Genomic DNA, 22,298 nt, shown 5'->3' with positions numbered 1-22,298 from the left:
CGCCGGGGTTTTCTAGAGAAGCTGGGTCGTCAGTCAGCGGCTTTGCCGCTGCCGTCACTCTGCGTCGGCGGTCCTGAGCGCATCGAGTGCCGGCATCGACGTAATGTTGTAGCCGGAATCGACGTAGTGGATTTCGCCGGTCACGCCGCGCGAAAGGTCCGAAAGAAGGTAGAGGGCCGAGCTGCCGACATCGTCGATCGTGACAGTGCGGCGCAGCGGCGAGTTCTTCTGCTGCCAGGAAAGCATCGCCCGGGCGTCGGAAATGCCGGCGCCGGCAAGCGTGCGGATCGGGCCCGCCGAGATCGCGTTGACGCGAATGCCGCGAACGCCATAGTCGGCGGCGAGATAGCGCACCGACGCCTCGAGCGCTGCCTTGGCGACACCCATGACGTTGTAGTTCGGCATGACGCGCATCGAGCCGCCATAGGTGAGCGTCAGCATCGAGCCGCCCTCATCCATCAGTTCGGCAGCCCGCTTGGCGATCTCGGTGAAGGAGAAGCAGGAGATCACCATCGTGCGGCTGAAGTTGTCGCGCGAGGTGTCGGCGTAGAGGCCCTTCAGCTCGTTCTTGTCCGAAAAGCCGATGGCATGAACGATGAAGTCGAGCTTGCCCCAGCGTTCCTTGATCGCATCGATGACCGCATCGACAGACGCAATGTCTTCGACATCGCAAGGAAGCAGGAAGTCGGAACCGAGCTCGGCCGCCAGCGGCTTGACGCGCTTACCCAGCGCCTCGCCCTGAAAGGTGAAGGCCAGTTCCGCGCCTTGCGCTGCAAGCGCCTTGGAGATGCCCCAGGCAATAGAATGGTTGTTGGCCACACCCATGATGAGGCCACGCTTTCCAGTCATCAGTCCCGTCATGGTGTTATCCGTTGTAGCGCTGGAAGACGAGCGTTGCGTTGGTGCCGCCGAAGCCGAAGGAGTTCGAAAGAACCGTATCGATCTTGGCATTGTCGATGCGCTTACGAACGATCGGAACGCCATCGAATTCCGGGTCGAGCTCGCTGATATGCGCGCTTTCGCCGATGAAGCCCGCCTGCATCATCAACAGGCCGTAGATCGATTCCTGCACGCCGGCCGCACCGAGCGAGTGACCCGTGAGCGACTTGGTCGACTGGATGTGCGGCATCTTGCTGCCGAACACTTCGCGGATCGCGCCGATTTCCTTGCTGTCGCCAACCGGGGTGGAGGTGCCGTGGGTGTTGATGTAGTCGACCTCGCCCTTCACGGTCGAGAGCGCCTGACGCATGCAGCGGATCGCGCCTTCGCCCGACGGAGCCACCATGTCGTAGCCGTCGGAGGTGGCGCCGTAGCCGACGATTTCGGCGTAGATCTTCGCGCCGCGGGCCTTGGCGTGCTCCAGTTCTTCGAGAACGAGAACGCCTGCGCCACCGGCAATGACGAAGCCGTCGCGGTTGGCGTCATAGGCGCGCGAAGCCGTCTCCGGCGTTTCGTTGTACTTCGACGACATGGCGCCCATGGCGTCGAACAGGTTGGACATGGTCCAGTCGAGGTCTTCGTGACCGCCGGCAAACATCACGTCCTGTTTGCCCCACTGGATCATCTCGGCGGCGTTGCCGATGCAATGGGCCGAGGTCGAGCAGGCCGACGAGATCGAATAGTTGACGCCGTGGATCTGGAACCAGGTGGCAAGCGTCGCCGACGCCGTCGAAGACATCGCCTTGGGAACGGCGAACGGGCCGATGCGCTTCGGGCTGACGTTCTTGCGGGTGATGTCGGCCGCTTCAACGATGGTGCGGGTGGACGGTCCGCCCGAGCCCATGATGATGCCGGTACGCTCGTTGCGGGCGATGACGGCTTCTTCCAGACCGGAGTCGGCGATCGCCTGCTTCATCGCCACGTGGTTCCAGGCGCCGCCCTGAGACAGGAAGCGCATGGCACGGCGATCGACGAGTTCGGTCGGATCGAGCGACGGCGCGCCCCAGACCTGGCACTTGAAGCCATTCTCGGCGAAATCGGGAGAAAACGTGATGCCCGACTTGGCATCGCGCAACGACGCCGTAACTTCGTCTGCATTGTTCCCGATCGAGGAAACGATGCCGAGGCCCGTGACAACAACCCGTCTCATGGTACTGACCTTTTCTTTATTTCGTTGGCTGCGGAAAGGCCTGGATTTTACTCGGCCTTATCCTTCGACAGGCCGACGCGGAGGTCGGTTGCCTGATAGATAGTCTCGCCATCGGCTTTCAGCCAGCCGTCGGCCGTGCCGAGCACGAGTCGTCCGCGCATGACGCGCTTGAAGTCGATGCCGTACTCGAGAAGCTTGGTATGGGGACGCACCATGCCCTTGAACTTCACTTCGCCGGTGGAAAGCGCCATGCCGCGGCCGGGCTCGCCAAGCCAGCCGAGGTAAAAACCGGTCAGCTGCCACATGCCATCGAGGCCGAGGCAGCCGGGCATGATCGGGTTACCCTGGAAGTGGCAGGGAAAATACCAGTCGTCCGGCCGCACGTCGTATTCGGCGCGCAGGTAACCCTTGTCGAAGGCGCCGCCGGTCTCGGAGATTTCGGTGATGCGGTGGACCATCAGCATCGGCGGCAGCGGCAGCTGGGCATTGCCGGGGCCAAACAACTCACCACGGCCGCAGGCCAGGATTTCCTCGTAGCTGAAGCTGGATTGTCTGGTCGTCATGAATAGATGTTTCCCCGCGTAACAAATTGTGTTGTCCGACCTGCTTTAGAGCAAGTTCGGCTTGAAATGAAGCGTGGCGACCCGGATCTTGCGGTTTTCCGTCCGGTCTCCATCGCTTCTGATGGCGATTTCACTCCGCCGTCGCTTACAGGATCAATGTGGGCGCGACCAGAGTTAATTGCCAGCATTCCCCGAGTTTGACCGGTTTTTCGGGCTTTGCAACGCCTGTCAGGGCTGGAATCTATTGAAAGGCGAGGACGTAAAAGTTATATCGCGGAGGAAGTATTGTGAATTTCGCCGGGATACATGGAACGACCCTTGATGACGAAAGCAACAGAAGTGAGTTCGGAAGAAAGGCTACGCCACTCAGGCCTGCGTCCGACCCGTCAACGCGTTGCCCTCGCCGATCTGATCTTTGCCAAGGGTGATCGCCACCTGACCGTCGAAGAACTGCACGAAGAGGCCGTCATGGCCGGCGTGCCAGTGTCGCTGGCGACCGTCTACAACACGCTGCACCAGTTTACCGAAGCCGGCATGATCCGCGTGCTGGCGGTGGAAAGCGCCAAGACCTATTTCGACACCAACGTGTCGGACCATCATCACTTCTTCGTCGAGGGCCAGAACGAGGTTCTCGATATTCCGGTCAGCAACATCCACATCGACAATCTGCCGGAACCGCCCGAGGGCATGGAGATCGCCCATGTCGACGTGGTCATTCGTCTGCGCCGTAAAAACGACCGCTGATCCGGCGGCCACCGTCATGGTGGCCGCGATGGCGATCGATCGCCGCTATTCCGTCACCGTCAGATTGGCGCGCATGCCGGCCTCGTAGTGTCCTTTGATGTTGCAAAGGAGCACGTAGCTGCCCGGCGCGAGCTTGGCTTTCAGCTGGCCGTCGGCTCCGGGCTTCAGCTCGGAAACCTCGCCGAGGCTCTTGAGCTGCTTTTCGTCGACCCGATGCTTGGCCGCGATGAGATTGATCTTCTGGTCGGCTGATTTCAGCTTCACCAGCACCATCTCGTGCTCTTCCGTCATGGCGTCGTTGTGCACCAGGAAGACAGTCTCTCCGGCCTTTATCGTCGACTGGTCGAGTGTCAGTGTCATCGGGCCGCCCGCTTCACCACCTTCGACGACCTTGACGGTCGTGGCGGCAAATGCCGGCGAGGCCATGCAAAGAAGGGCGAGTGCGGCAAGCTTGTTGCTGAAGAAACGCATGCTGTATCCCTTTCGCTGAAGCCGCCCGGGTGGCGGCCGACACCGCATCAACTACGATACCGGCGCTGTCCGCCGCCTGTCATAGGCACGCACGTGCGAAAGGCTCACATCACGTCGTCCGGATCGCGGCCCGGCAGCGCCTTGCCGGTCGGCAGCGTCCATCCGAACTTGAGCGCACCGGCACGCACGGCAAAGGCCGAGGCCACGCCGAGCGTTGAGGCGGCCACAAGTGGTAGTCCTACCATCGTCGCCAGCACGTAGGCACTGGCACCGATCAGCGCTGCCGTCACATAGACTTCCGGCCGCAGCAGCACCGAGGGTTCTCCGGCCAGCAGATCGCGAAGCACGCCGCCGAACGTCGCCGTCAGCATGCCGGTAACGAGCGCGACGCTCGGCGACCCCGTCGCTGCATAGCCTTTCGCCGCACCCATCACGCAATAGGCCGACAGCCCGATCGCATCGAGCCAGACGAGGACCCGGTAGCGGGAATCGAAGAGATGGGCGGTGAAGAACAGGAGAACGGCGACCGTCGCGCAGACCAGAAGATAGGTCGGATTGGTGACCCAGAAGACGGGCGTTGCGCCGAGCACGACGTCACGCATCGTGCCGCCGCCGATGCCGGTGACCGAGGCCAGGAACAGATAGCCGATGATGTCGAGTTGCTTGCGCGAGGCCGACAGCGCCCCGGTTGCGGCAAACACGGCCACACCGGCATAGTCGAGGATTTCGAGGATCGGCATGGGCGCTCCGTTTCAGCCCGATTGGCTCCCGCAGATCATTAGCGCACCGTCGGGATGAAGTCAGGAGGCGCGCTGCCGTTTGCTGCACTGGGGCGTGTCATGGTCGTCTAGCGCGGCAGCACCGTCTGAGTGCGGCCGAGCAGGTAATAGGCGACGAGCCCGGTCCATTCCTTGGCGGCCGTCGTCGTCAGCTGCGCGTTCAGTGAGGGCTGGGTGAAATCGAAGCCAAGCCGCACCTTGCCGCTGGTGCGGTAGTCGGTCGGCCAGGGCAGGACGTCGATGTCGTTGGCGCGGAACAGCCCGACGGAGCGCGGCATGTGATACGCCGAGGTGACGAGCGCACATTGCGTCAGCCCGTTTGCAGCCAGAAGATCCTTGGTGTAGCGCGCGTTCTCGAAGGTGGTGCGCGAATCTTCCTCGCGGATCACCCGATCGGCCGCAATGCCGAAGATGTCGAAGAACGCCTTCGAGGCCAGCGCATCGCCCTCGTAGGCGCCGCTGATCGAGCCATCGCCGCCGGAGACGAGGATTCGTGCTTCGGGATAGCGCTTGGCGAGGCTCGCTGTCTCGATGAAGCGGTCTGCTGCCTGGTTGAGCTCCGTGCCGCCGCGGCTTGCCATGACTTCGTTTTCGAAGGCGCCGCCGAGCACAATGATGCAGGAAAGCGCTGTCGGCGGCGTCGGGCGCACAAATCGATCCTCAAGCGCTTGCAGGGCATAGGGGCCAGCGGTGGTGAACAGGCTGACGAAAAGAACCAGCGCGCCCAGGCTGCCGAGAACGGCGCCGATGCGGCGCCAGCCGATGGCCGTCGCAAGCAGCCCGGCGATGACGGCGAGCAGCGAGAACGACAGCGGCTGCACAATGAGCCAGAAGATTTTCGAGATCAGAAACATGGCACCAGCTTCTGCGTTCCGCTGCTTAACAAATCATGAATGCATGGCGCGCGGCCGGATGTTGCGCGCGAAACGGCTGTTCGCGTTCGCGCAAGGTAACGCATGCACCATGTTCATCCGAACGTTGCGTGGGCGGCCCCGGCCACCACTTTCATTTGAAGCCGAAAGGAGTATCATCCGCGAGATGACCACGATAGCCGGCTTCCGATCGCAGCTGTTTCGTGCCGCCAACGAGGTCCATGACCTCACCCCGGTGCAGGCACAGCGTTTGCTTGAAGGCGCAGTGGCGCTGATCCGCTGCATGCGCGAGCAGACAGGCATGGAACCGAACACCGAAGCGCCGGACGTGACCAACATCCTGCTGGACATTGCCGGTTCCATACCCAAACGGTCCGAGCGCGAAATCCGCAATGCTCTACTCGAATCCGCCGACATCATCCGGTTGCTGACGATGATCCTGGATTCGCTGGACGAAATGGCCGCGAACGAGGGTCCCTGAGGACTGGGTACTGATCAATCGAAGGAAGGTTTTGGTGGAGCTAAGCGGGATCGAACCGCTGACCTCTTGCATGCCATGCAAGCGCTCTCCCAGCTGAGCTATAGCCCCATATCGGGTTCCGGCTAGGCCGGTCCGGGAAGTTCGTCGAGCTGTTGTGCTCGGCGAGTGGCGGCTTATTACTTCCCCTTTTTGAGGATGGCAAGCCGAAAAATGCGTGGCCCGTGGATTTATTTTTTGTCCGGGCCGTTTTTCTCCCGTCCGGGCCACTTTGGCCGAGGACGGGAGCATTTCTTTGTCATTTGAAGCGCTTAGACGTCTTCTTCGTCGTCCGACACGCCAATGAGGTCGCTCATGTCGTCGTCATCGTCTTCGTCGTCGGTCTGCAGGAAGGTGTCGTCATCGTCGTCGCCGTCGATTTCGACGTCGTCGTCGCCGAGATCCGGCAGGTCGTCGCCGCCCGCTGCCTCATCATCGGCATCCTCGAGCGAAACGAGTTCGACTTCGGTGTTCTCTGCGTCGACTTCCGTTACCTCTTCTTCTTCTTCCTTCTCGAGCACCTTGGCGACCGAGGTTTCTTCGAAGAAGGACAGCGGATAGGACTTGCCGGTGTAAGGCGAAACGATCGGATCACTGTTCAGATCGTAGAATTTGCGCCCCGTTTCCGGGTCGATGCGCTTTGTTCCAAGTTCCGGTTTTGCCACAGTCAAAGCCTCTTGAATGGCCGGCCGAGCCGGCGCTTGCCGGAAAGCCGGCGGGTGGAAAGGGTATCAAGCTTATGATGATTAGCCGGTCCCCATAATCGTCTTGGCCGCATCTGTCAAAGACAAATCGCCAAAGCCCCGGCGTTGCTGGCTTTCCGGCTCTTGCCCGCCCCTTGTGGCGCTCCTCGAGCGGCCGCAATTTATGGAAACACGCAGCGAGGGTGTGATAGGAGTGCCGCGGTGCGGGCGCGGTTGTGCCCTTCGGTAAGAACGCCCTTTCGGGCCAGAGGATGCCGCATGTCTCATGGATCGGGCCCGAGACCCGCCACTGCCCGAAAGTCCGCCGATCTGCGCGGCTCGATCCGCATCCCCGGCGACAAGTCGATCTCGCACCGGGCGCTGATGCTGGGCGGGCTTGCTAGCGGCGAGACGCGCATTACCGGCCTGCTACAAGGCGCGGACGTGATGGCCACCGGCCGCGCGATGCAGGCGATGGGGGCCCGCATTCGTAAGGAGGCCGATACCTTTATCGTCGATGGCGTCGGCAACGGTGCGCTGCTTGCGCCGGAAGCGCCGCTCGATTTCGGCAATGCTGGCACAGGCTGCCGTCTGGCGATGGGGTTGGCGGGCGTCTACGACTTCGAAACGACATTCCTTGGCGATGCTTCGCTCAGCCGCCGGCCGATGGCGCGGGTTCTCGAGCCCTTGCGTGAAATGGGCACGCAGGTGAGGGCCGCCGCAGGCGATCGCCTGCCGGTGACCCTACGCGGACCGAAGACGCCTGCCCCGATCACCTATCGCGTGCCCGTCGCCTCCGCACAGGTGAAGTCGGCGGTCCTGCTTGCCGGTCTCAACGCGCCCGGCATCACCACTGTCATCGAACCGGTCATGACGCGCGATCATACGGAACGGATGCTGGAGGCATTTGGCGCCGCACTTTCTGTCGAGACCGACGTCAGCGGCGTCCGTACGATCCGCCTTGACGGTCGCGGCAAGCTTACCGGCCAGGAGATCGACGTGCCCGGCGATCCCTCGTCCGCGGCTTTCCCGCTGGTCGCAGCCCTGATCGTCCCAGGCTCCGACATCACGATCACCAACGTTCTGATGAACCCGACGCGCACGGGCCTGATCCTGACGCTTAAGGAGATGGGAGGGGATATCGAGGTGATCGGCAGCAGGCAGGTTGGCGGGGAGGACGTGGCGGATCTGCGCGTACGGCACTCGGAACTCAGCGGTGTCACCGTTCCCGAAGAGCGCGCCGCCTCGATGATCGACGAGTACCCGGCTCTCGCCATCGCCGCCGCCTTCGCCGAGGGGAATACCGTCATGGCCGGGCTCGACGAACTGCGTGTGAAGGAGTCCGATCGCCTCGCCGCCATCGCCGCGGGCCTGAAGCGCAATGGCGTCGATTGCGAGGAGGGCGCCTCGTCGCTGGTCGTGCGCGGCCGTCGCGACGGTAAGGGGCTCGGAAGCGCTGCCGGCGCGACCGTAAACACCCATCTCGATCACCGCATCGCCATGAGCTTCCTTATTTTCGGGCTTGCATCCGAACATCCGGTCACCGTCGACGACGTGTCGATGGTCGCGACAAGCTTTCCTGAATTCATGCACCTCATGACCAGCCTCGGCGCGAGGATCGCGTGAGACCCACGATTCCGGCGGTAACAATGAGATGGCTGCTGACACTCGCGGTCGTGGTTCTTCTGACGTTGCTGACGCAGGTCGGCGGCGCCGTCTGGATCGTCACTCTTGGGCTCCTGCGTCGAAGGAGAGCCGGCGTTGCCGTATTTCTGGCGCTCTTTCTCGGCCTCTATGCGGCAGGGACCGCGCTCAGCTATGCCATTGCGCCGATCTTCGGCCGCGTTCCTCTGCCCTGTTTCGACGACGGCACGTCGCGGCTGAAAATGCAGTCGCCGCTCTTCTGTGTCCTGAACCGCCAATATGTCGTTCCGGAACTGAAGGAAGCGGCCGCTGCCCTGTCACGCCATGTGGATCAGGTATTCCCCGGAACGACCACCTTGGCGCTCGACGCCAACTTTCCGTTCTTCGACGGTTTTCCGCTCTTCCCGCATTTGTCCCATTCGGACGGTCGGAAGCTCGATGTCGCGTTCTTCTATCAGGATGCCGAGGGCGATTATAAGGATAAGGCGACCCGCTCGCCGATCGGCTATTTTGCCTTCGAGCAGCCGCGACCGGACAGCATTCTCCCATGCCGGGATCGCGAAGACCTCTTGACCTTGCGCTGGGACTTGGACTTCTTGCAATCGCTGTGGCGGCCCTTGCCGCTGGAAGAAGGCCGGACCGCAGAGGCGCTCCGCTGGCTCTCGGCCGAGGGGAGCGGTTTCGGCATCGAGAAGATTTTCGTGGAGCCGCATCTGGCGCAGAGACTTGGCGTCGAAGCGGAGTCCATTCGGTTTCAGGGTTGCCGGGCCGCCAGGCACGACGACCACATACATATGCAGGTTGGAAAATGACGTTCACCATCGCTATCGACGGACCGGCCGCAGCCGGCAAGGGCACGCTCTCGCGCCGCATCGCCGAGGAATACGGCTTCCATCATCTCGATACCGGCCTCACCTACCGCGCCACCGCCAAGGCGCTGCTCGATGGCGGCTTGCCGCTCGACGACGAGGCGGTCGCCGAGAAGGTGGCGCGCGAGGTTGAACTGGCCGGGCTCGATCGCTCGGTGCTTTCCGCCCACGCGATCGGCGAGGCCGCCTCGAAGATCGCGGTCATGCCGGCCGTGCGCCGGGCGCTGGTCGAGGCGCAGCAGGCTTTTTCGCTGCGCGAGCCCGGCACGGTGCTCGACGGCCGCGACATCGGCACGGTCGTCTGCCCGGATGCGCCGGTGAAGCTCTATGTCACAGCATCGCCGGAAGTGCGGGCGCAGCGCCGCTATAACGAGATCACCGGCAATGGTCAGCCGGCCGACTACCAGACGATTTTCGAAGATGTGAAGATGCGCGACGAGCGTGATATGGGCCGCGCCGACAGTCCTTTGCGCCCGGCCGACGACGCGCACTTGCTTGATACGTCTGAAATGAGTATAGAGGCGGCGTTTCAGGCCGCGAAGTCTTTGATCGATGCGGCCCTGATCAAGAAGATCTGAAGAAGAGCCCATCCCCGACACTGTCAGGATCGCTCTTCTTGCATAAGCCTGAAATTCCGTCCACGCGCCGGATTGTCCCTTCGATGGGGCGGACTGGGTTCAGGCCTGTTCAACACCAGCCCCCGGCGCATATGCGTCTCCCCCGTGAGATGCATGCAGGAGATTCCATGTCTGCTACCAACCCAACCCGTGACGATTTCGCAGCGCTTCTCGAAGAATCCTTCGCGAAGACCGATCTCGCCGAAGGCTATGTTGCCAAGGGCATTGTCACGGCCATCGAAAAGGACGTCGCCGTTGTCGACGTCGGTCTGAAGGTCGAAGGCCGCATCGCTCTGAAGGAATTCGGCGCGAAGGCGAAGGACGGCTCGCTCAAGGTCGGCGACGAAGTCGAAGTCTACGTTGAGCGCATCGAAAACGCGCTCGGCGAAGCTGTTCTGTCGCGCGAAAAGGCTCGCCGCGAAGAAAGCTGGATGCGCCTGGAAGTGAAGTTCGAAGCCGGCGAACGCGTCGAAGGCATCATCTTCAACCAGGTCAAGGGTGGCTTCACCGTCGATCTCGACGGCGCCGTTGCCTTCCTTCCGCGCTCGCAGGTCGACATCCGTCCGATCCGCGACGTCACCCCGCTGATGCACAACCCGCAGCCCTTCGAAATCCTCAAGATGGACAAGCGCCGCGGCAACATCGTCGTATCGCGTCGTACGGTTCTCGAAGAGTCCCGCGCCGAGCAGCGTTCTGAAATCGTTCAGAACCTTGAAGAAGGCCAGGTTGTCGAAGGCGTCGTCAAGAACATCACCGACTACGGTGCGTTCGTCGACCTCGGCGGCATCGACGGTCTGCTCCATGTCACCGACATGGCGTGGCGCCGCGTGAACCATCCGTCGGAGATCCTGAACATCGGCCAGCAGGTCAAGGTTCAGATCATCCGCATCAACCAGGAAACCCACCGCATCTCGCTCGGCATGAAGCAGCTCGAGTCGGATCCGTGGGATGGCATCGGTGCGAAGTACCCGGTCGGCAAGAAGATCTCCGGTACCGTCACGAACATCACCGACTACGGTGCGTTCGTCGAGCTGGAGCCGGGCATCGAAGGCCTGATCCACATCTCCGAAATGTCCTGGACCAAGAAGAACGTACACCCCGGCAAGATCCTGTCCACGAGCCAGGAAGTCGACGTTGTCGTTCTCGAAGTCGATCCGACCAAGCGTCGTATCTCGCTCGGCCTCAAGCAGACGCTCGAGAACCCGTGGCAGGCATTCGCGCATAGCCATCCGGCTGGCACCGAAGTCGAAGGCGAAGTCAAGAACAAGACCGAATTCGGCCTGTTCATCGGCCTCGACGGCGACGTTGACGGCATGGTTCACCTTTCCGACCTCGACTGGAACCGTCCGGGCGAGCAGGTCATCGAAGAGTTCAACAAGGGCGACGTCGTTCGCGCTGTTGTTCTTGACGTCGACGTCGAGAAGGAGCGCATCTCGCTCGGCATCAAGCAGCTCGGCAAGGATGCAGTCGGCGACGCCGCTGCTTCGGGCGAACTGCGCAAGAACGCCGTTGTTTCGGCCGAGATCATCGCGATCAACGATGGCGGCATCGAAGTGAAGCTCGTCAACCACGAAGACATCACCTCGTTCATCCGCCGCGCTGACCTGTCGCGTGATCGTGACGAACAGCGTCCGGAGCGTTTCTCGGTTGGTCAGGTTGTCGACGCTCGCGTCACCAACTTCTCCAAGAAGGACCGAAAGATCCAGCTGTCGATCAAGGCTCTGGAAATCGCTGAAGAGAAGGAAGCCGTTGCTCAGTTCGGTTCGTCCGACTCGGGCGCTTCGCTCGGCGACATCCTCGGCGCCGCTCTGAAGAACCGCCAGAACAACGAGTAATCGTTGCCTGCCGTTTGAATTGGAAAACCCGCGGAGAGCGATCTCCGCGGGTTTTTCTTTCTAACCAGTCCGAATTGTGAAATCGGCCCCCAGCCCTGGATGGGGCTAGGCCCGAATTTAAGGCTGAACCGGCGTCTTAGCCGAGACCGCCGAGCCTGCGGTAAAGATCGTAGGCGTCGGGCGGTTCCGGTGCCTCGCCCTCCAGCATGGCTTCGCCGGTCGGCTCTCCGTCTTCCGGATTTCCGTCGCTTCCCTCTTGTGTCGTATCGTCCTCACCCGCTGCATCTTCGCCCGAGCCTCCGGGCATGCCGCGCGAATGGTCTTCGCCTTCCACCTCGCCGGCGGCCACTGGATAGGGGATCATCGCGAAGGGGATGGCCTCGCGCGGCAGGCCGTTTTCCACCAGCCTGGCGATCATCTGCTGCACCGTCTGCTCGTCCGTGGCGCGTTGCGGGCGAATGTCCGCGGGTCCGCGCGGTGGTGCAGCGGTCTCCTCGGAGCGATCGTCGAGCAGCGACGGCAAGGTCGTGCCGGCGTCCGTTACGGCGCGTTGGCGGGCGGCGGCATCAGCGACGCGCATGCCAGCTTCCTTGGCGGCGGGCTGGGGCTGCGTAGCCGGCTCGTCCGTCTGCTGCGTCGCCGATCTCGGATCGCCATCGGCCGCGCCGGCAGGCAAGGCCACGCTGTCGCGGATGAGCGTCTTGATGGCCTCGGAGAGCACCCGTGCCGAGCGCACCTCCGGATCGTTGCGACCGGCAGCGGTGGTCCTATGGCCGTCTTCTTCGTCGGCATCGGGCAGCGGGCCGTAGGTGCCGTCGGGATCCTCGCCTTCGATCGTGTCGGCAGCCTCCATTTCATCGGCGCCATGCGCTTCAAGCGGTGTTGCGATGGGGCCAGACAGCGATGCCGCTTCCGCGATCTCGCCTTCGCCCGCAAGCAGCGAAGCAGCGCTCCCGATCGGCGTGTCGCCCGATGAAGCGCTCTTCGCGGCGTTCGCGCGCGCCTCACCCCGCTCCGTGGGCTTTTCGCTTCCGCTCTTTGATGGCGCTTCGGTTCCGGCCGCGTCCAGATCCTCGCCCTGCGGCTCGGTCACATCGTTGCCGACGCTAAAGGTCTTCCGCAGCACAGCCTGTAGAAGTGCGACTTCACCACCAAGCGGCGTGCGTGCCGCGGTCTGGCTGAACGGCAGCGCCGGCTGGAGCGAGGGGTTGCGCAGGATGAGGTCGCGCGCCTGCGCCGGCATGGGTGTCGCGGTGCCGCCCGGCGCGCTCGTGCCGTTGCGGATCGCCGGCAGGTCCGCTAGCAGGCCGACGCGGATTGAAAGATTGCGCCCGCCAAGCTGACGCTCCAGAAGCAGCCGGTCGGACGTCGGCATCGATTCGAGGAAGGCCACCAACCGCCGGACGAAATCGCGCCCCCCCTCCTGCGGGAGTGGCGGGAACTTCAGGATGCGCGCGAGATCCTCCATCAGCCGCACCAGCGCGTCCTTCGAAAGGATCTCACGACCGGAAAGATGCCGCGTCAGCGCATCGAGGATCTTCTGTATGGCTTCGCCACGCTGGCTGGCGGTCAATGGTGCTGCAGGCTGCAGCGTCCTTGCGCTCGTCTCTTCCGTGGGGGCCGCGGTTCGAGCCTGGATGGGTATCAGCATTCTGGTCTCCATCTCGCTTGACCTCGGTTTGACCATTCGTCGTGGAACGACGAAACGCGCTCGGGCGCGGTCCGATTTTTCGGCTTGCGCGCGACTTTCTGTTCATCACTTGCGGGTTGGCGCCTCATGCGCGTCGTGGCGAATGGCCAGACAGCCGCGGCTCGGCCGCGGATAGGAGAATCGGCATGATGGTTTGAGGTTAGGGCAAAGAGGTTTATGAATTCTTAACCATGTCGGCTTCCGGCATGTCGCGACCCAGCTTGCGCACGGGTCGGCAGGGCCTATCTTTAAGGGAGCCGCTCTGCAGGCTCGAATGGTGTCTGTGCCAGGAGTTTCGGATGACAGTCCGTCCCCCAAAAGCCCTAAGCCCGAACTTCTCGACGGCCGGCGCCTTCAACGTGCTCGAATACGAATTGATGTCCGAGCGCGCCGATGCGCTTGGCCGGCATGGCCTCAAGGTCGAAAAGGCGCTTGCCGCGCTTGCGGCATTTAAGGGAGATGTGGCGAGGGATCTACGCGAGCGGGCCCTCGACGAGGCGGCCGATGCCGTATGGGCCTTCCTCATTCAGCGGGAGATTTGCGGCCTGCGTGACAGCCGCGATGTGGTTCGCCGCTATGGCATACCCAAGGAGGTCATGGCGCGGCTCGGCATCGTGCGCCGAAAGCCGTCAGAGGCTTAGCGCAGCGAGCCTATAGAGGCCGTTGTCGTCGAAGCGCAGAAAGGGGCCGGCTGCCGTGCGTTGGTCGGCGATATCTTCCATCTCGTCCTTGAGCTGGAGCGCCCGCAGATGCTGCTCCTCTTCGTCGAGCGACAGCTTGTCGGTTCTGCGCGTCGGGTCACCGCGCAGGCTGTTGAGCTGGGCTTCCTCGGTCGACGCAGGCTCCGTCGCGCTCTTCAGGCGGTCGACGGCATTTGCGGCTTGTGCAGCGCTTTGAGGTCCCTTGTCACTCGTTTCGCCGAGCGCAACCTTCAGTGCGTCGTTTTCCGGGCCGCCGGGGTTTTTGAGCGCCTCGACCAGCTCCGTAAGCGACAGTCCGAGCTTGTCGAGCCCCAGTTCTTCCTCGATTTTCGCAATGGCGGGCGATTCCAGCTGCTTCAGCTGGTTCTCGATTTCCCTTGCAAAGGCGGAATCGGACTTGAACGTTTCGCGCTCGATGTCGAAAAATTTTCCGACCTCACGGATGAGCACGGCGCGGTTGTTGTTGGCGTCGTTACGAGCATGATCGAAGAAGTAGCCGTTGATCTTCTCGTTGGCGGCCTTTTGAGCGCCATCGGGCTCGACCTGCGCCCTCAGGAGCCGGTCGTCCTTTGTGCTCTTGGCCTTTTCTTCTTCCTCCGTCTGCCGCTTTTCGATGTCCTTGAGGATCGAGCCGACCAGATTGGTCGTCGCGGTGGCGGCAGATTGCTGGGTCGGAAGTAGCATGATTCATCCTGGCAGCACAGTGGATCGTTTTGAAACGGTAGGCTCTTGCAGTTAATGCCGGTTTAACTGGCGCTGCCGAGATGTTGGGGCACGCAAGCGCCGGTGATGGCGCGCAAAACTTCCAACTCCCGCTAATGCGGGGCGGAGAGAAGGTGCGCAGGCGGTACGGCCAGGCCGCGCCCCAATTAGGGCGCTAGAGCGTTTCTCGTGCGTTCATGCGGACGCGCCGCGCTCTAGCGATAGGGCGAATAGCAGACCTTGTAAGCGCCGCCGTAGCTCAAGAACCGGTTGGTTGCCGGATTGTAGGAACGGTAGCGCGACAGGCACCAGCTGACATGGGCGTTGCCGCCACCGACATACCGATCGCGATAGTAGTAGTTGCCGCCGTAGTAACGGCGGGGATAATAGCCGCGATTGTAGCCGTAGCGGGGGTAGTATCCGCCGCCATAGTAACCGCCACCGTAGTATCCGCCCGAGCCGAAGTAGAGGGTCAGGCCGGAGCCGCCATAGTAGGGGCTACCCCATCCGCGTCTGTAATAGGGGCCTCCCCAACCGCCTCGCCAGCCGTATCCGCCATATCCGCCGTAACGGCGGTGGTAATACTGCACATTCTGGACGTCGCCTTGTGCCTTGATCTGAAGGTCGGGCGCCTGAAGCGGCATCGCCTGTACAGGTCCGACGGGGGTGATCAGGGAGGCGGCGGCCAAGCTGCAGCCGATAACGAAATTGCGAAATCCCGTCATTTTGTCCTCGCTTTCGGAAAGCACTGCCTTCCGGTTGTGTCCCTGCCTGTATTACGTTTGCATTTCTTGGTTTATTCATGGCAATGGGCAGGGAGCGTGCAGAAGGGAGCCTCGGAGCTCCGGCCTTTGGCCAACTTGCCCGGAAAGCGCTTGTCCCGCGTGCGCGCCGTTTTGTTTTTGTCCCTTTTCGCCCGGCAGCGGGCAGCGGAGAATGCGATGCAGTTGAAGTTTGGTACCAGCGGCCTGCGTGGCCTTTCAGAGGAACTGAAGGGTGAGCCTTCGGCCCGCTACGCGACCGCGTTTGCGCGCTATCTTCTGACGTCCGGGCGCAGCCAGCCGGGTGACCCGATCGTGATCGCCCGCGACTTTCGCGATTCGAGCCCGGAAATCGCGGCAGTCTGTGCCTCGGCACTCGCGCGCGAAGGACTGCGCGTCTTCGATTGCGGCACGGTGCCGACGCCGGCGCTTGCGCTTTATGGCCGCGAATGCGGAGCGGCCGGTCTGATGATCACCGGCTCCCATATCCCGGCTGATCGAAACGGCATCAAGTTTTATCGGCCGGATGGCGAAATCGACAAGGAAGATGAAGTCGCCATCAGCCGGATTGCCGATGAAATTCCCGGGCAGATCGAGCCGGTTGCCTCTCAGCGGATTGGTGAGGACCATGCGTCCCGCGCATCCTCGCTCTTCATCGAGCGAAACCGGCAGTTGTTGCCCGCCGGCGCGCTCGCCGGCCTCAAGGTCGGCGTCTACCAGCACAGCACCGTCGCGCGGGATCTTCTCGCCGATCTGATCGCCTTCTTTGGCGCCGAGGTCGTCGCCCTTGGACGTTCGGAACACTTTATCCCCGTCGATACCGAAGCGGTGTCCACCGACACGATCGAACGCCTTCAGGAATGGGCCCGCGAACACCGGCTCGATGCGATCGTATCGGCGGACGGCGACGGCGACCGGCCGCTGGTCGCGGACGAGAACGGCTTGCCGCTGCGCGGCGATCTCCTCGGGCTGATTGCCTGCGGCTTCCTCGGTGCGACGCTTGTCGTCACGCCGGTCACCTCGAATTCGGGCCTGGAGCGCAGGGAAGGGCTCTCCGTGCTGCGCACCCGCGTCGGGTCGCCCTTCGTGATCGCCGGAATGCAGCAGGCCCTGGACGAGGGGTCGACCAAGGTCGCTGGCTTCGAGGCCAATGGCGGCACGCTGACGGCCAGCCCCTTCGTCGTCAACGGCGCAACCCTCCAGCCGCTGCCCACCCGCGACTGCGTCCTGCCGATCGTCGCCGCACTGGCTGCGGCGGCAGAGGCCAAACTCTCGCTGTCGGTGCTGGCCGCCTCCTATCGGCTTCCCGTGGCGCTCAGCGACCGGCTCGAAAACTTCCCGGTCGAAACCAGCGCCCGGCTGATGGCCTATTTGCGCGGCGGCGACGAAAATCTCGCGGCATTCCTGGCGCCGATCGGCCGGCCGGTCGCCGTCAGTGACATCGACGGGCTGAGGGTGACGCTCGACGACGGTCGCATCATTCACTTCCGCCCCTCCGGAAATGCGCCGGAGATGCGTTGCTATGTCGAGGCGGACACGGCCGAGGCGGCCGAGGGACTGCTGTCGAGCGGTCTATCCACAATCCGGCATTGGGCAAAAACCGCCTCGAACTGAGTTTTTTGTCCTCCGACACGAAAACTTCAAAAAGCCTGTTGACACTTCGACTCGAGCCTTTTACACACCCGCTCGTCGCCCAGATGGCGGAATTGGTAGACGCGCCAGCTTCAGGTGCTGGTACTCGAAAGGGTGTGGAGGTTCGAGTCCTCTTCTGGGCACCAAATTCCCAAACCAAATCTTTGATTTGGTTTTGAAAAACCCCGGTTCGCCGGGGTTTTTTCGTTTCTGGCGTTTGGCCGGATTCCGTGGCGATTTCCTGCCTTCCGAGCCTCGCTCTTCGACCAGGATGGTTGCATGCCCAGGATATTTTCGCGTGGTGCGCCTTGAAGCTTGGGCCGGCAGCATTGATATTCTATCGGCTATGAAGGGCAGGCTTTCCGCGTGAGGGCCGTCCCCATGTTATCGTCCGCCGGGGCGGCGGCTTTGAGAAGGACGAAGCGATGTCTGAGACACGTCGCAAGCTGACGACCATATTCTCCGCGGACGTCCAGGACTACACGCGGCTGATGCGCGCCGACGAGGAGGGCACGCTCGCCACGTTGAAGCGCCATCGCGATGCCATGGGAAGGCTCATCGAGGCGCATGAGGGCCGTGTCGTCAACACCTGGGGTGATGGACTGATCGCCGAGTTTCCGAGCGTCGTGGAAGCGCTGCGCACCGCGATCGACGTGCAGAACGAACTCGCCGGCTGCAACGAGAAATGCGCGGCCGACGAGCAGATGCTGTTTCGCATCGGCATCAATCTCGGCGACGTGATCGCCGAGGGCGACGATCTCTACGGCGACGGCGTCAATGTTGCAGCCAGGCTGCAGGCGTCCGCGCCGGCTGGCGGCATCGTCATCTCCAATACCGTGTACGACCAGGTGCGCAACAAGGTCGCCGTCGGTTTCGATTTTCTGGGGCCTCTTGAGGTCAAGAACATCGATGGCGGTGTGCCGAGCTATGCCGTGCGCATCGGCGCGGACGATCCCCGTCCGACCTTTGCCGCAGAGACCTTCGGCCGCCGTGCTGAAGCAGCCGCTGCCGAGGCGGCCAAGCCGCGTCCGGAGCCGGTGGGCGTGATTGCGGCAATCAGGAGCGGATCGCTCCCGGTTCTCTACATCGTTGCCGCTGGCTTGGTCGCTCTCAACCTGTTGACCTGGAACGGAACCTTCTGGTCCGTCTGGCCGCTGCTTGGCCTCGCCATCCTTGCCGGCCTTGCCTGGATCAAGACCAACCCGTGGGTGGACCGCAGCATCGGCATACTGGTGCTCTCGGGATTGGTGCTTCTCACCATCAATCTCTTGACCTGGCGCGGCGTCTTCTGGGCCGTCTGGCCACTGCTCGCCTTCGCCGTGGTCGGCGGCATTCGCTGGGTCACCCGGCAGAACCGCCGCCTCGGCTCCTGACGTCTATTCGCGGCTTTCGGAGCCGGCCGACAAGTTGTCGTGTGTCTTCGGGCCGTCATCGAGGGCTTCCGGCTCTTTCGGCTCCGCGCCCAGCACTTCGTAAATCTCCAGGGCCGAGGCCCGGCCCTTGGCCTGCGCTGTGCCGAGCGGCCGGAAGTGGATCGTGCCACCCGTATGGGCAACGACCGCGCCGCTCGCCATGATCATCGTGCCGTAGTTCTTGTTCATGCCCTCGAGGCGCGAGGCGACGTTCACCGTGTCGCCCATGGCGGTATATTGCAGCCGCTCCTTGGCGCCGACATTGCCGACGACGGCGGTGCCGGTGTGAATGCCGAAGCGTGTGCGGAACTCCGGCAGTCCTTTCTTGCGCTGTGCTTCGTTGAAGATGCTGAGGCGCTGCTGGACCGCGAGCGCGCACCGACAGGCATTCTCGGCGTGTTTGTCGTCCGGTGCCGGGGCGTTCCACATGGCAAAGACCGAATCGCCGAGGAACTGGATGATCGTGCCGTCGTGCTCGCCGACCGTCTCGCTGAAGATATCGAAATACTCCGACAGCATCGCCACCACCTCCTCGGGCGAATGCCGTTCGCTGAGCGTGGTGAAATCGTAGATGTCGGTGAAGAGCGCGGTGACTTCCTGACGCCAGGCGGAGCGGCCGCTGAAATGGCCGGATTCGATGCCCTTGCGCACCAGTTCCTTCGGCACATAGAGCGCAAAGGTGAAGATTGCATCGCGGGCCCGATTCATGGCGCCGCCGAGGGTCGAGATTTCGCTGACATGCGAGGAAACATCGATCGGGGTGGTGAAGTCGAGGTCCTGCAGCCGGTTGGCGCTGGCGGTCAGCTGGTTGAGCCCCTTGGTAATCAGATGCGCCAGCACCAGCGAGGCGAGTACCGCCAAGGCTACCACGGCCCCGGAAATCGCCAGCCCCTGAACGAGCGTCTTGTTGGCGTCCGCCATCAATTCGTCGAGCGGTGCGGCCACCACGGCGCGGTTGCCGGAGAGAAGCAGCGCGGATTCGAGCGGCGTTACCATGACGAGGTAGGTGCGGTCCCCGACCTGGACGAAGTCGGCCTTGTCGGGCGCTGGTGGATGTTGGCGGATGCTCTGGATCAGCGGGTCGCTGTCGGCCTGCACGATCGGGGCGTCCTTATCCTTGGCAGCCATGATGCGTCGCATCATCACCCGGTCGGAATGGATGATCGGCCGGCCGACGGCATCGAGGATGAAGGACACCGAACCAGCAGTCAGCCGTTCGCGGGCGAGGAAGTCGGTGATCGTATCGAGCACGACATCGGCGCCGATGACGATCTGCGGATTGCCGCGATGGGCCTGCGAGATGGTCATGCCCAGTGTTTCGGTGGTGGCGCTTTCATAAGGGCCGGTCGAGACCGCGGCCTTGCCGTTGACGGCCGCGCGATACCAGGGCCGCGTGCGCGGGTCGAAGCTCGATGGCGGTAGCCGCCGTTCGGAGAATTGCGTGCCGTCCTTGTCGACGAAGAGAACGCGCTGGAGCGGCTTGCCGTTTGAGTCCCTTTCCATCGAGCGCACCGCAATGGCGGCGCCACGGGGCGCGTCGAGCGCCATGCGCCAGGCAACCTGCTTGAGGTCGACGACCTGAAAGAAGGCGCCGTTGGGATAGCCGACATAGACCCCATCGATGTGCGGCGAGCGGGTGATGCCTTCACGAAGCACCGCCACCTTGTCGTTCATGCGTTCAGGCGGGGGCACGAGGAAGGAATTGGCGACGGAGGAGACGAGATTGACGAGGGCGGAAGTGTCGCCCGAGAGCACGCCCAGCCGGTCGACAAGGCGGTTCATGAAGCCGCGCATGTTGGCCTCGGCATCAGCGATCGCGGCGTTGCGCGAGCGATGGTAGTCGAGCCCGACAAGCGTCGCGGAAACGACGATCAGCATGGCGACCATGACGAGGCTGAACAGCGATCGCAGCGAACTGTTCCAGCCATCGCGTGCTTTGCCTTGTCGAGCGCCGGGCGCCGTGTCTACCATCGCGTTTCTCTGATCCGTAACGATGCCTCGGCGACGACCTTAACGTGCAAGGTTGATCGCATGTGCAAGAAAAGTTAAATGCGAATCCCATAAAACACGTTAATTGGCGGGATGCACGATCCCGCCGAGATCCGCAGCGAAAAATGTCTCAGTTCACCGTTACCGGCTTCGAGCGCATGCGCGCGACGGTTTCGCGCTCGGCACGCTTGCAGCGCATCGGTGGCAGGCCGCGATCCATCAGGTCCATGTCTTCGAGCACCATGTCGCCCATCTTCTTGAAGGCGCTGTCGAGCGCGCCGGCGCGGTGCGCCGAACGCAGGAAGCCCGGCATGCGGCGAACGGGATGGTCGAGCGGCAGGGGCTCCTCCGGAAAGACGTCGCTCGCCGCCACGATATGGCCGCTTGCGACTGCGGCCATCAGCGCCTCGAAATCGACAACGCCGGCGCGACTGAGGAGAATGAAGGCGGCACCCGGACGCATGCGGACAAACGCCTTCTCGCCAAGGAAGCCTTCGTTCTCGCTGGTAACGGAAGCAACGACGAAGACGAAGTCGCTTTCGCCCAGCACGGTCTCGAGCGATGCCGGTTCAACGCCATTGTCCCGCAGGATCGAGGCCGGCATCCAGGGGTCGAAGACGCGGATTTTCGCCCGGAAGCCGGAGAGCAAGCGGTTCAGGGCCTTGCCGAGATCGCCGAAGCCGATGATGCCGATCTCGGAGCCGGAAAGCAGGCGCGCCGAACGGTTGCCATCGCCACCCCAGAGTTCGCGGCCTTCACGGAAGGAAAGGTCGGCGTCGACGACGCCGCGGGCGATGTTGAGCGCCATGGCGAGGCCGAGTTCCGCCACCGGCTCGGCAAAGACCTGCCCGGTGGTCACCACATGGATGCCGCGCTCGAACAGCACCTCATAGGGCATGTTGTTGATCAGGTTGCTTTCGACGTTGAGGATCGCTTTCAGCTGGCTCATGCGCCTGAGGGTGGCGTGGTCGAGCGGGGGCTGGCCGATGATGTAGTGGGCGTTGCCGAGCACGTCGTCGCCAAGGCCGGCGATATCCTCCGGGTCCGCTTCGACGATGCGGTAGCGGCGATGCAGGTCCTTGAGGGTTTCCGGTGTGAAGATGAGATCGAGCGTGCGTGGTGCGGGTGCACTGATGGCAAGCGGCCGGTTGTCGGGCATGGTTCCTCCCACTGCAGGTTTCCTTTGATCGGGTCGATCGAAGGATAAAAACATGCAGCACCTCAAAGCGCTACCGTGACCTTTGCGCGGCGCTGAGACGGAGGACGCCCATGCTCTGGCCGTGAGGCTAGGAACAGTTCCGCCGCTTGCCAAGCGGCGTGGCGGTCCCGATGCTGTCTTCGCACGAGGATTGCTTGTCGTGTTTTTGCTTAGTAGCCGAGACCACGCTTCTGCCGATAGAGCGAAGGCGGCAGGTCGCTGCCCTGGAAGACCGGCCCGTCGCCACGGCGGCAGTTGTAGATCGTGTCGTAGATGGGGCCGCCGCGGGCCGACGATTCGAACGGATAGTTTCGGTCGACAAAGGTCTGCTCGCATACGGTTTGGTCGCCACCACCATTCAACGGATCCATCTGGCGCACGCCCGGCAGGTCCCGATAGGTCTGCGCCGGTGCCGGCATGGCCGTCAGCCCGATCGCCAGCGCGAGCGTGGAGAGAGCGAGGGCGGGTTGAAAAGACGTCATCGTCAGGACTTTCAAAGGGCAGCCGGCGGGCGGAACGTGACAACGGTA

Annotated in this window: 22 protein-coding genes and 2 tRNA genes; 10 read left to right on the top strand and 14 right to left on the bottom strand. The window is 62.8% G+C overall.

The features are described from left to right. Positions 1–54: 54 nt before the first annotated feature. From fabI to fabA, 3 genes are read right to left on the bottom strand one after another with little or no spacing between them, the layout of a single operon-like run. A complete protein-coding gene (gene fabI / locus ASE71_RS33185) occupies positions 55–861 on the bottom strand; it encodes an enoyl-ACP reductase FabI (RefSeq protein ID WP_029742377.1) in 807 nt (268 codons plus the stop codon). A 4-nt stretch (positions 862–865) separates the two neighbouring features. Beyond that, complete coding sequence (gene fabB / locus ASE71_RS33180; RefSeq protein ID WP_060519519.1) at positions 866–2,089, bottom strand: beta-ketoacyl-ACP synthase I; 1,224 nt, start codon at positions 2,087–2,089, stop codon at positions 866–868. Between the two features lie 47 nt (positions 2,090–2,136). Beyond that, positions 2,137–2,652: a 3-hydroxyacyl-[acyl-carrier-protein] dehydratase FabA gene (fabA, locus tag ASE71_RS33175; protein WP_029742379.1), complete on the bottom strand. Its 516-nt coding sequence runs from the start codon at positions 2,650–2,652 to the stop codon at positions 2,137–2,139. A gap of 321 nt (positions 2,653–2,973) precedes the next feature. On the opposite strand from fabA, the gene irrA reads away from it, so the two are divergent. Further along, positions 2,974–3,396 carry an iron response transcriptional regulator IrrA gene (irrA, locus tag ASE71_RS33170; protein ID WP_029742380.1) on the top strand — a complete coding sequence of 141 codons (423 nt, stop codon included), beginning with the start codon at positions 2,974–2,976 and terminating at the stop codon, positions 3,394–3,396. A 45-nt stretch (positions 3,397–3,441) separates the two neighbouring features. On the opposite strand, the gene ASE71_RS33165 is transcribed toward irrA, so the two are convergent. The 3 genes from ASE71_RS33165 to ASE71_RS33155 form a co-directional block, all read right to left on the bottom strand. Then, the gene (locus ASE71_RS33165) at positions 3,442–3,867 is read right to left on the bottom strand and encodes a plastocyanin/azurin family copper-binding protein (RefSeq protein WP_034804743.1); all 426 of its coding nucleotides are present in this window, start codon (positions 3,865–3,867) and stop codon (positions 3,442–3,444) included. A 104-nt stretch (positions 3,868–3,971) separates the two neighbouring features. After that, positions 3,972–4,607, bottom strand: coding sequence for a trimeric intracellular cation channel family protein (locus tag ASE71_RS33160; protein ID WP_029742382.1), 636 nt, complete (start codon positions 4,605–4,607; stop codon positions 3,972–3,974). Between the two features lie 107 nt (positions 4,608–4,714). After that, entirely contained in the window at positions 4,715–5,500 is a 786-nt protein-coding gene (locus ASE71_RS33155; protein ID WP_034804736.1) for a YdcF family protein, read from the bottom strand. Here ASE71_RS33155 and ASE71_RS36135 point away from each other — a divergent pair. After that, a complete protein-coding gene (locus ASE71_RS36135) occupies positions 5,469–5,999 on the top strand; it encodes a hypothetical protein (RefSeq protein WP_143106248.1) in 531 nt (176 codons plus the stop codon). The genes ASE71_RS33155 and ASE71_RS36135 overlap by 32 nt on opposite strands. Positions 6,000–6,031: 32 nt before the next feature. On the opposite strand, the gene ASE71_RS33145 is transcribed toward ASE71_RS36135, so the two are convergent. Then, a tRNA-Ala gene (locus ASE71_RS33145) sits at positions 6,032–6,107 on the bottom strand. 200 nt (positions 6,108–6,307) lie between these two features. After that, entirely contained in the window at positions 6,308–6,700 is a 393-nt protein-coding gene (locus tag ASE71_RS33140; protein WP_029742385.1) for a TIGR02300 family protein, read from the bottom strand. 297 nt (positions 6,701–6,997) lie between these two features. Here ASE71_RS33140 and aroA point away from each other — a divergent pair, with 297 nt between their 5' ends. The 4 genes from aroA to rpsA all read left to right on the top strand — a co-directional run bounded on the left by aroA (position 6,998) and on the right by rpsA (position 11,683). Beyond that, the gene (aroA, locus tag ASE71_RS33135; protein ID WP_060519521.1) at positions 6,998–8,344 is read left to right on the top strand and encodes a 3-phosphoshikimate 1-carboxyvinyltransferase; all 1,347 of its coding nucleotides are present in this window, start codon (positions 6,998–7,000) and stop codon (positions 8,342–8,344) included. Positions 8,345–8,367: 23 nt separating this feature from the next. Beyond that, complete coding sequence (locus ASE71_RS33130; RefSeq protein WP_060519523.1) at positions 8,368–9,174, top strand: hypothetical protein; 807 nt, start codon at positions 8,368–8,370, stop codon at positions 9,172–9,174. Next, a complete protein-coding gene (cmk, locus tag ASE71_RS33125; RefSeq protein WP_060519525.1) occupies positions 9,171–9,809 on the top strand; it encodes a (d)CMP kinase in 639 nt (212 codons plus the stop codon). Before ASE71_RS33130 ends, cmk begins: the two co-directional genes overlap by 4 nt. Before the next feature lie 149 nt (positions 9,810–9,958). Next, positions 9,959–11,683 carry a 30S ribosomal protein S1 gene (rpsA, locus tag ASE71_RS33120; RefSeq protein WP_082005877.1) on the top strand — a complete coding sequence of 575 codons (1,725 nt, stop codon included), beginning with the start codon at positions 9,959–9,961 and terminating at the stop codon, positions 11,681–11,683. A 136-nt stretch (positions 11,684–11,819) separates the two neighbouring features. Here the strand turns inward: rpsA and ASE71_RS33115 are convergent, their stop codons facing one another. Continuing rightward, positions 11,820–13,334, bottom strand: coding sequence for a hypothetical protein (locus ASE71_RS33115; protein ID WP_156400720.1), 1,515 nt, complete (start codon positions 13,332–13,334; stop codon positions 11,820–11,822). Positions 13,335–13,672: 338 nt separating this feature from the next. On the opposite strand from ASE71_RS33115, the gene ASE71_RS33110 reads away from it, so the two are divergent. Continuing rightward, complete coding sequence (locus ASE71_RS33110; protein ID WP_060519533.1) at positions 13,673–14,014, top strand: DUF6665 family protein; 342 nt, start codon at positions 13,673–13,675, stop codon at positions 14,012–14,014. Here ASE71_RS33110 and ASE71_RS33105 read toward each other — a convergent pair. Together ASE71_RS33105 and ASE71_RS33100 are read right to left on the bottom strand one after the other, a co-directional pair. Continuing rightward, the gene (locus ASE71_RS33105; RefSeq protein ID WP_060519535.1) at positions 14,003–14,758 is read right to left on the bottom strand and encodes a hypothetical protein; all 756 of its coding nucleotides are present in this window, start codon (positions 14,756–14,758) and stop codon (positions 14,003–14,005) included. The genes ASE71_RS33110 and ASE71_RS33105 overlap by 12 nt on opposite strands. A gap of 233 nt (positions 14,759–14,991) precedes the next feature. After that, positions 14,992–15,501 (bottom strand): BA14K family protein, encoded by a 510-nt coding sequence (locus ASE71_RS33100; RefSeq protein ID WP_060519870.1) that lies wholly within the window; start codon positions 15,499–15,501, stop codon positions 14,992–14,994. Between the two features lie 222 nt (positions 15,502–15,723). On the opposite strand from ASE71_RS33100, the gene ASE71_RS33095 reads away from it, so the two are divergent. From ASE71_RS33095 to ASE71_RS33085, 3 genes are all read left to right on the top strand, one after another. After that, complete coding sequence (locus tag ASE71_RS33095) at positions 15,724–17,151, top strand: phosphomannomutase (protein ID WP_082566374.1); 1,428 nt, start codon at positions 15,724–15,726, stop codon at positions 17,149–17,151. Between the two features lie 77 nt (positions 17,152–17,228). Then, positions 17,229–17,315, top strand: a tRNA-Leu gene (locus ASE71_RS33090). 279 nt (positions 17,316–17,594) lie between these two features. Beyond that, entirely contained in the window at positions 17,595–18,542 is a 948-nt protein-coding gene (locus ASE71_RS33085) for an adenylate/guanylate cyclase domain-containing protein (RefSeq protein WP_029742396.1), read from the top strand. Between the two features lie 3 nt (positions 18,543–18,545). Here the strand turns inward: ASE71_RS33085 and ASE71_RS33080 are convergent, their stop codons facing one another. The 3 genes from ASE71_RS33080 to ASE71_RS33070 all read right to left on the bottom strand — a co-directional run bounded on the left by ASE71_RS33080 (position 18,546) and on the right by ASE71_RS33070 (position 22,250). Beyond that, a complete protein-coding gene (locus ASE71_RS33080) occupies positions 18,546–20,552 on the bottom strand; it encodes an adenylate/guanylate cyclase domain-containing protein (protein WP_082566366.1) in 2,007 nt (668 codons plus the stop codon). Positions 20,553–20,700: 148 nt separating this feature from the next. Next, on the bottom strand, positions 20,701–21,729 hold the full coding sequence (locus ASE71_RS33075) for a hydroxyacid dehydrogenase (RefSeq protein ID WP_060519539.1): 1,029 nt from the start codon (positions 21,727–21,729) through the stop codon (positions 20,701–20,703). Positions 21,730–21,938: 209 nt separating this feature from the next. Beyond that, complete coding sequence (locus ASE71_RS33070; protein ID WP_029742399.1) at positions 21,939–22,250, bottom strand: hypothetical protein; 312 nt, start codon at positions 22,248–22,250, stop codon at positions 21,939–21,941. Positions 22,251–22,298: the final 48 nt, after the last annotated feature.

Source organism: Ensifer sp. Root954 (assembly GCF_001429005.1).
GTDB lineage: Bacteria > Pseudomonadota > Alphaproteobacteria > Rhizobiales > Rhizobiaceae > Ensifer > Ensifer adhaerens.
This window is presented reverse-complemented; position numbering and strand designations above follow the sequence as displayed.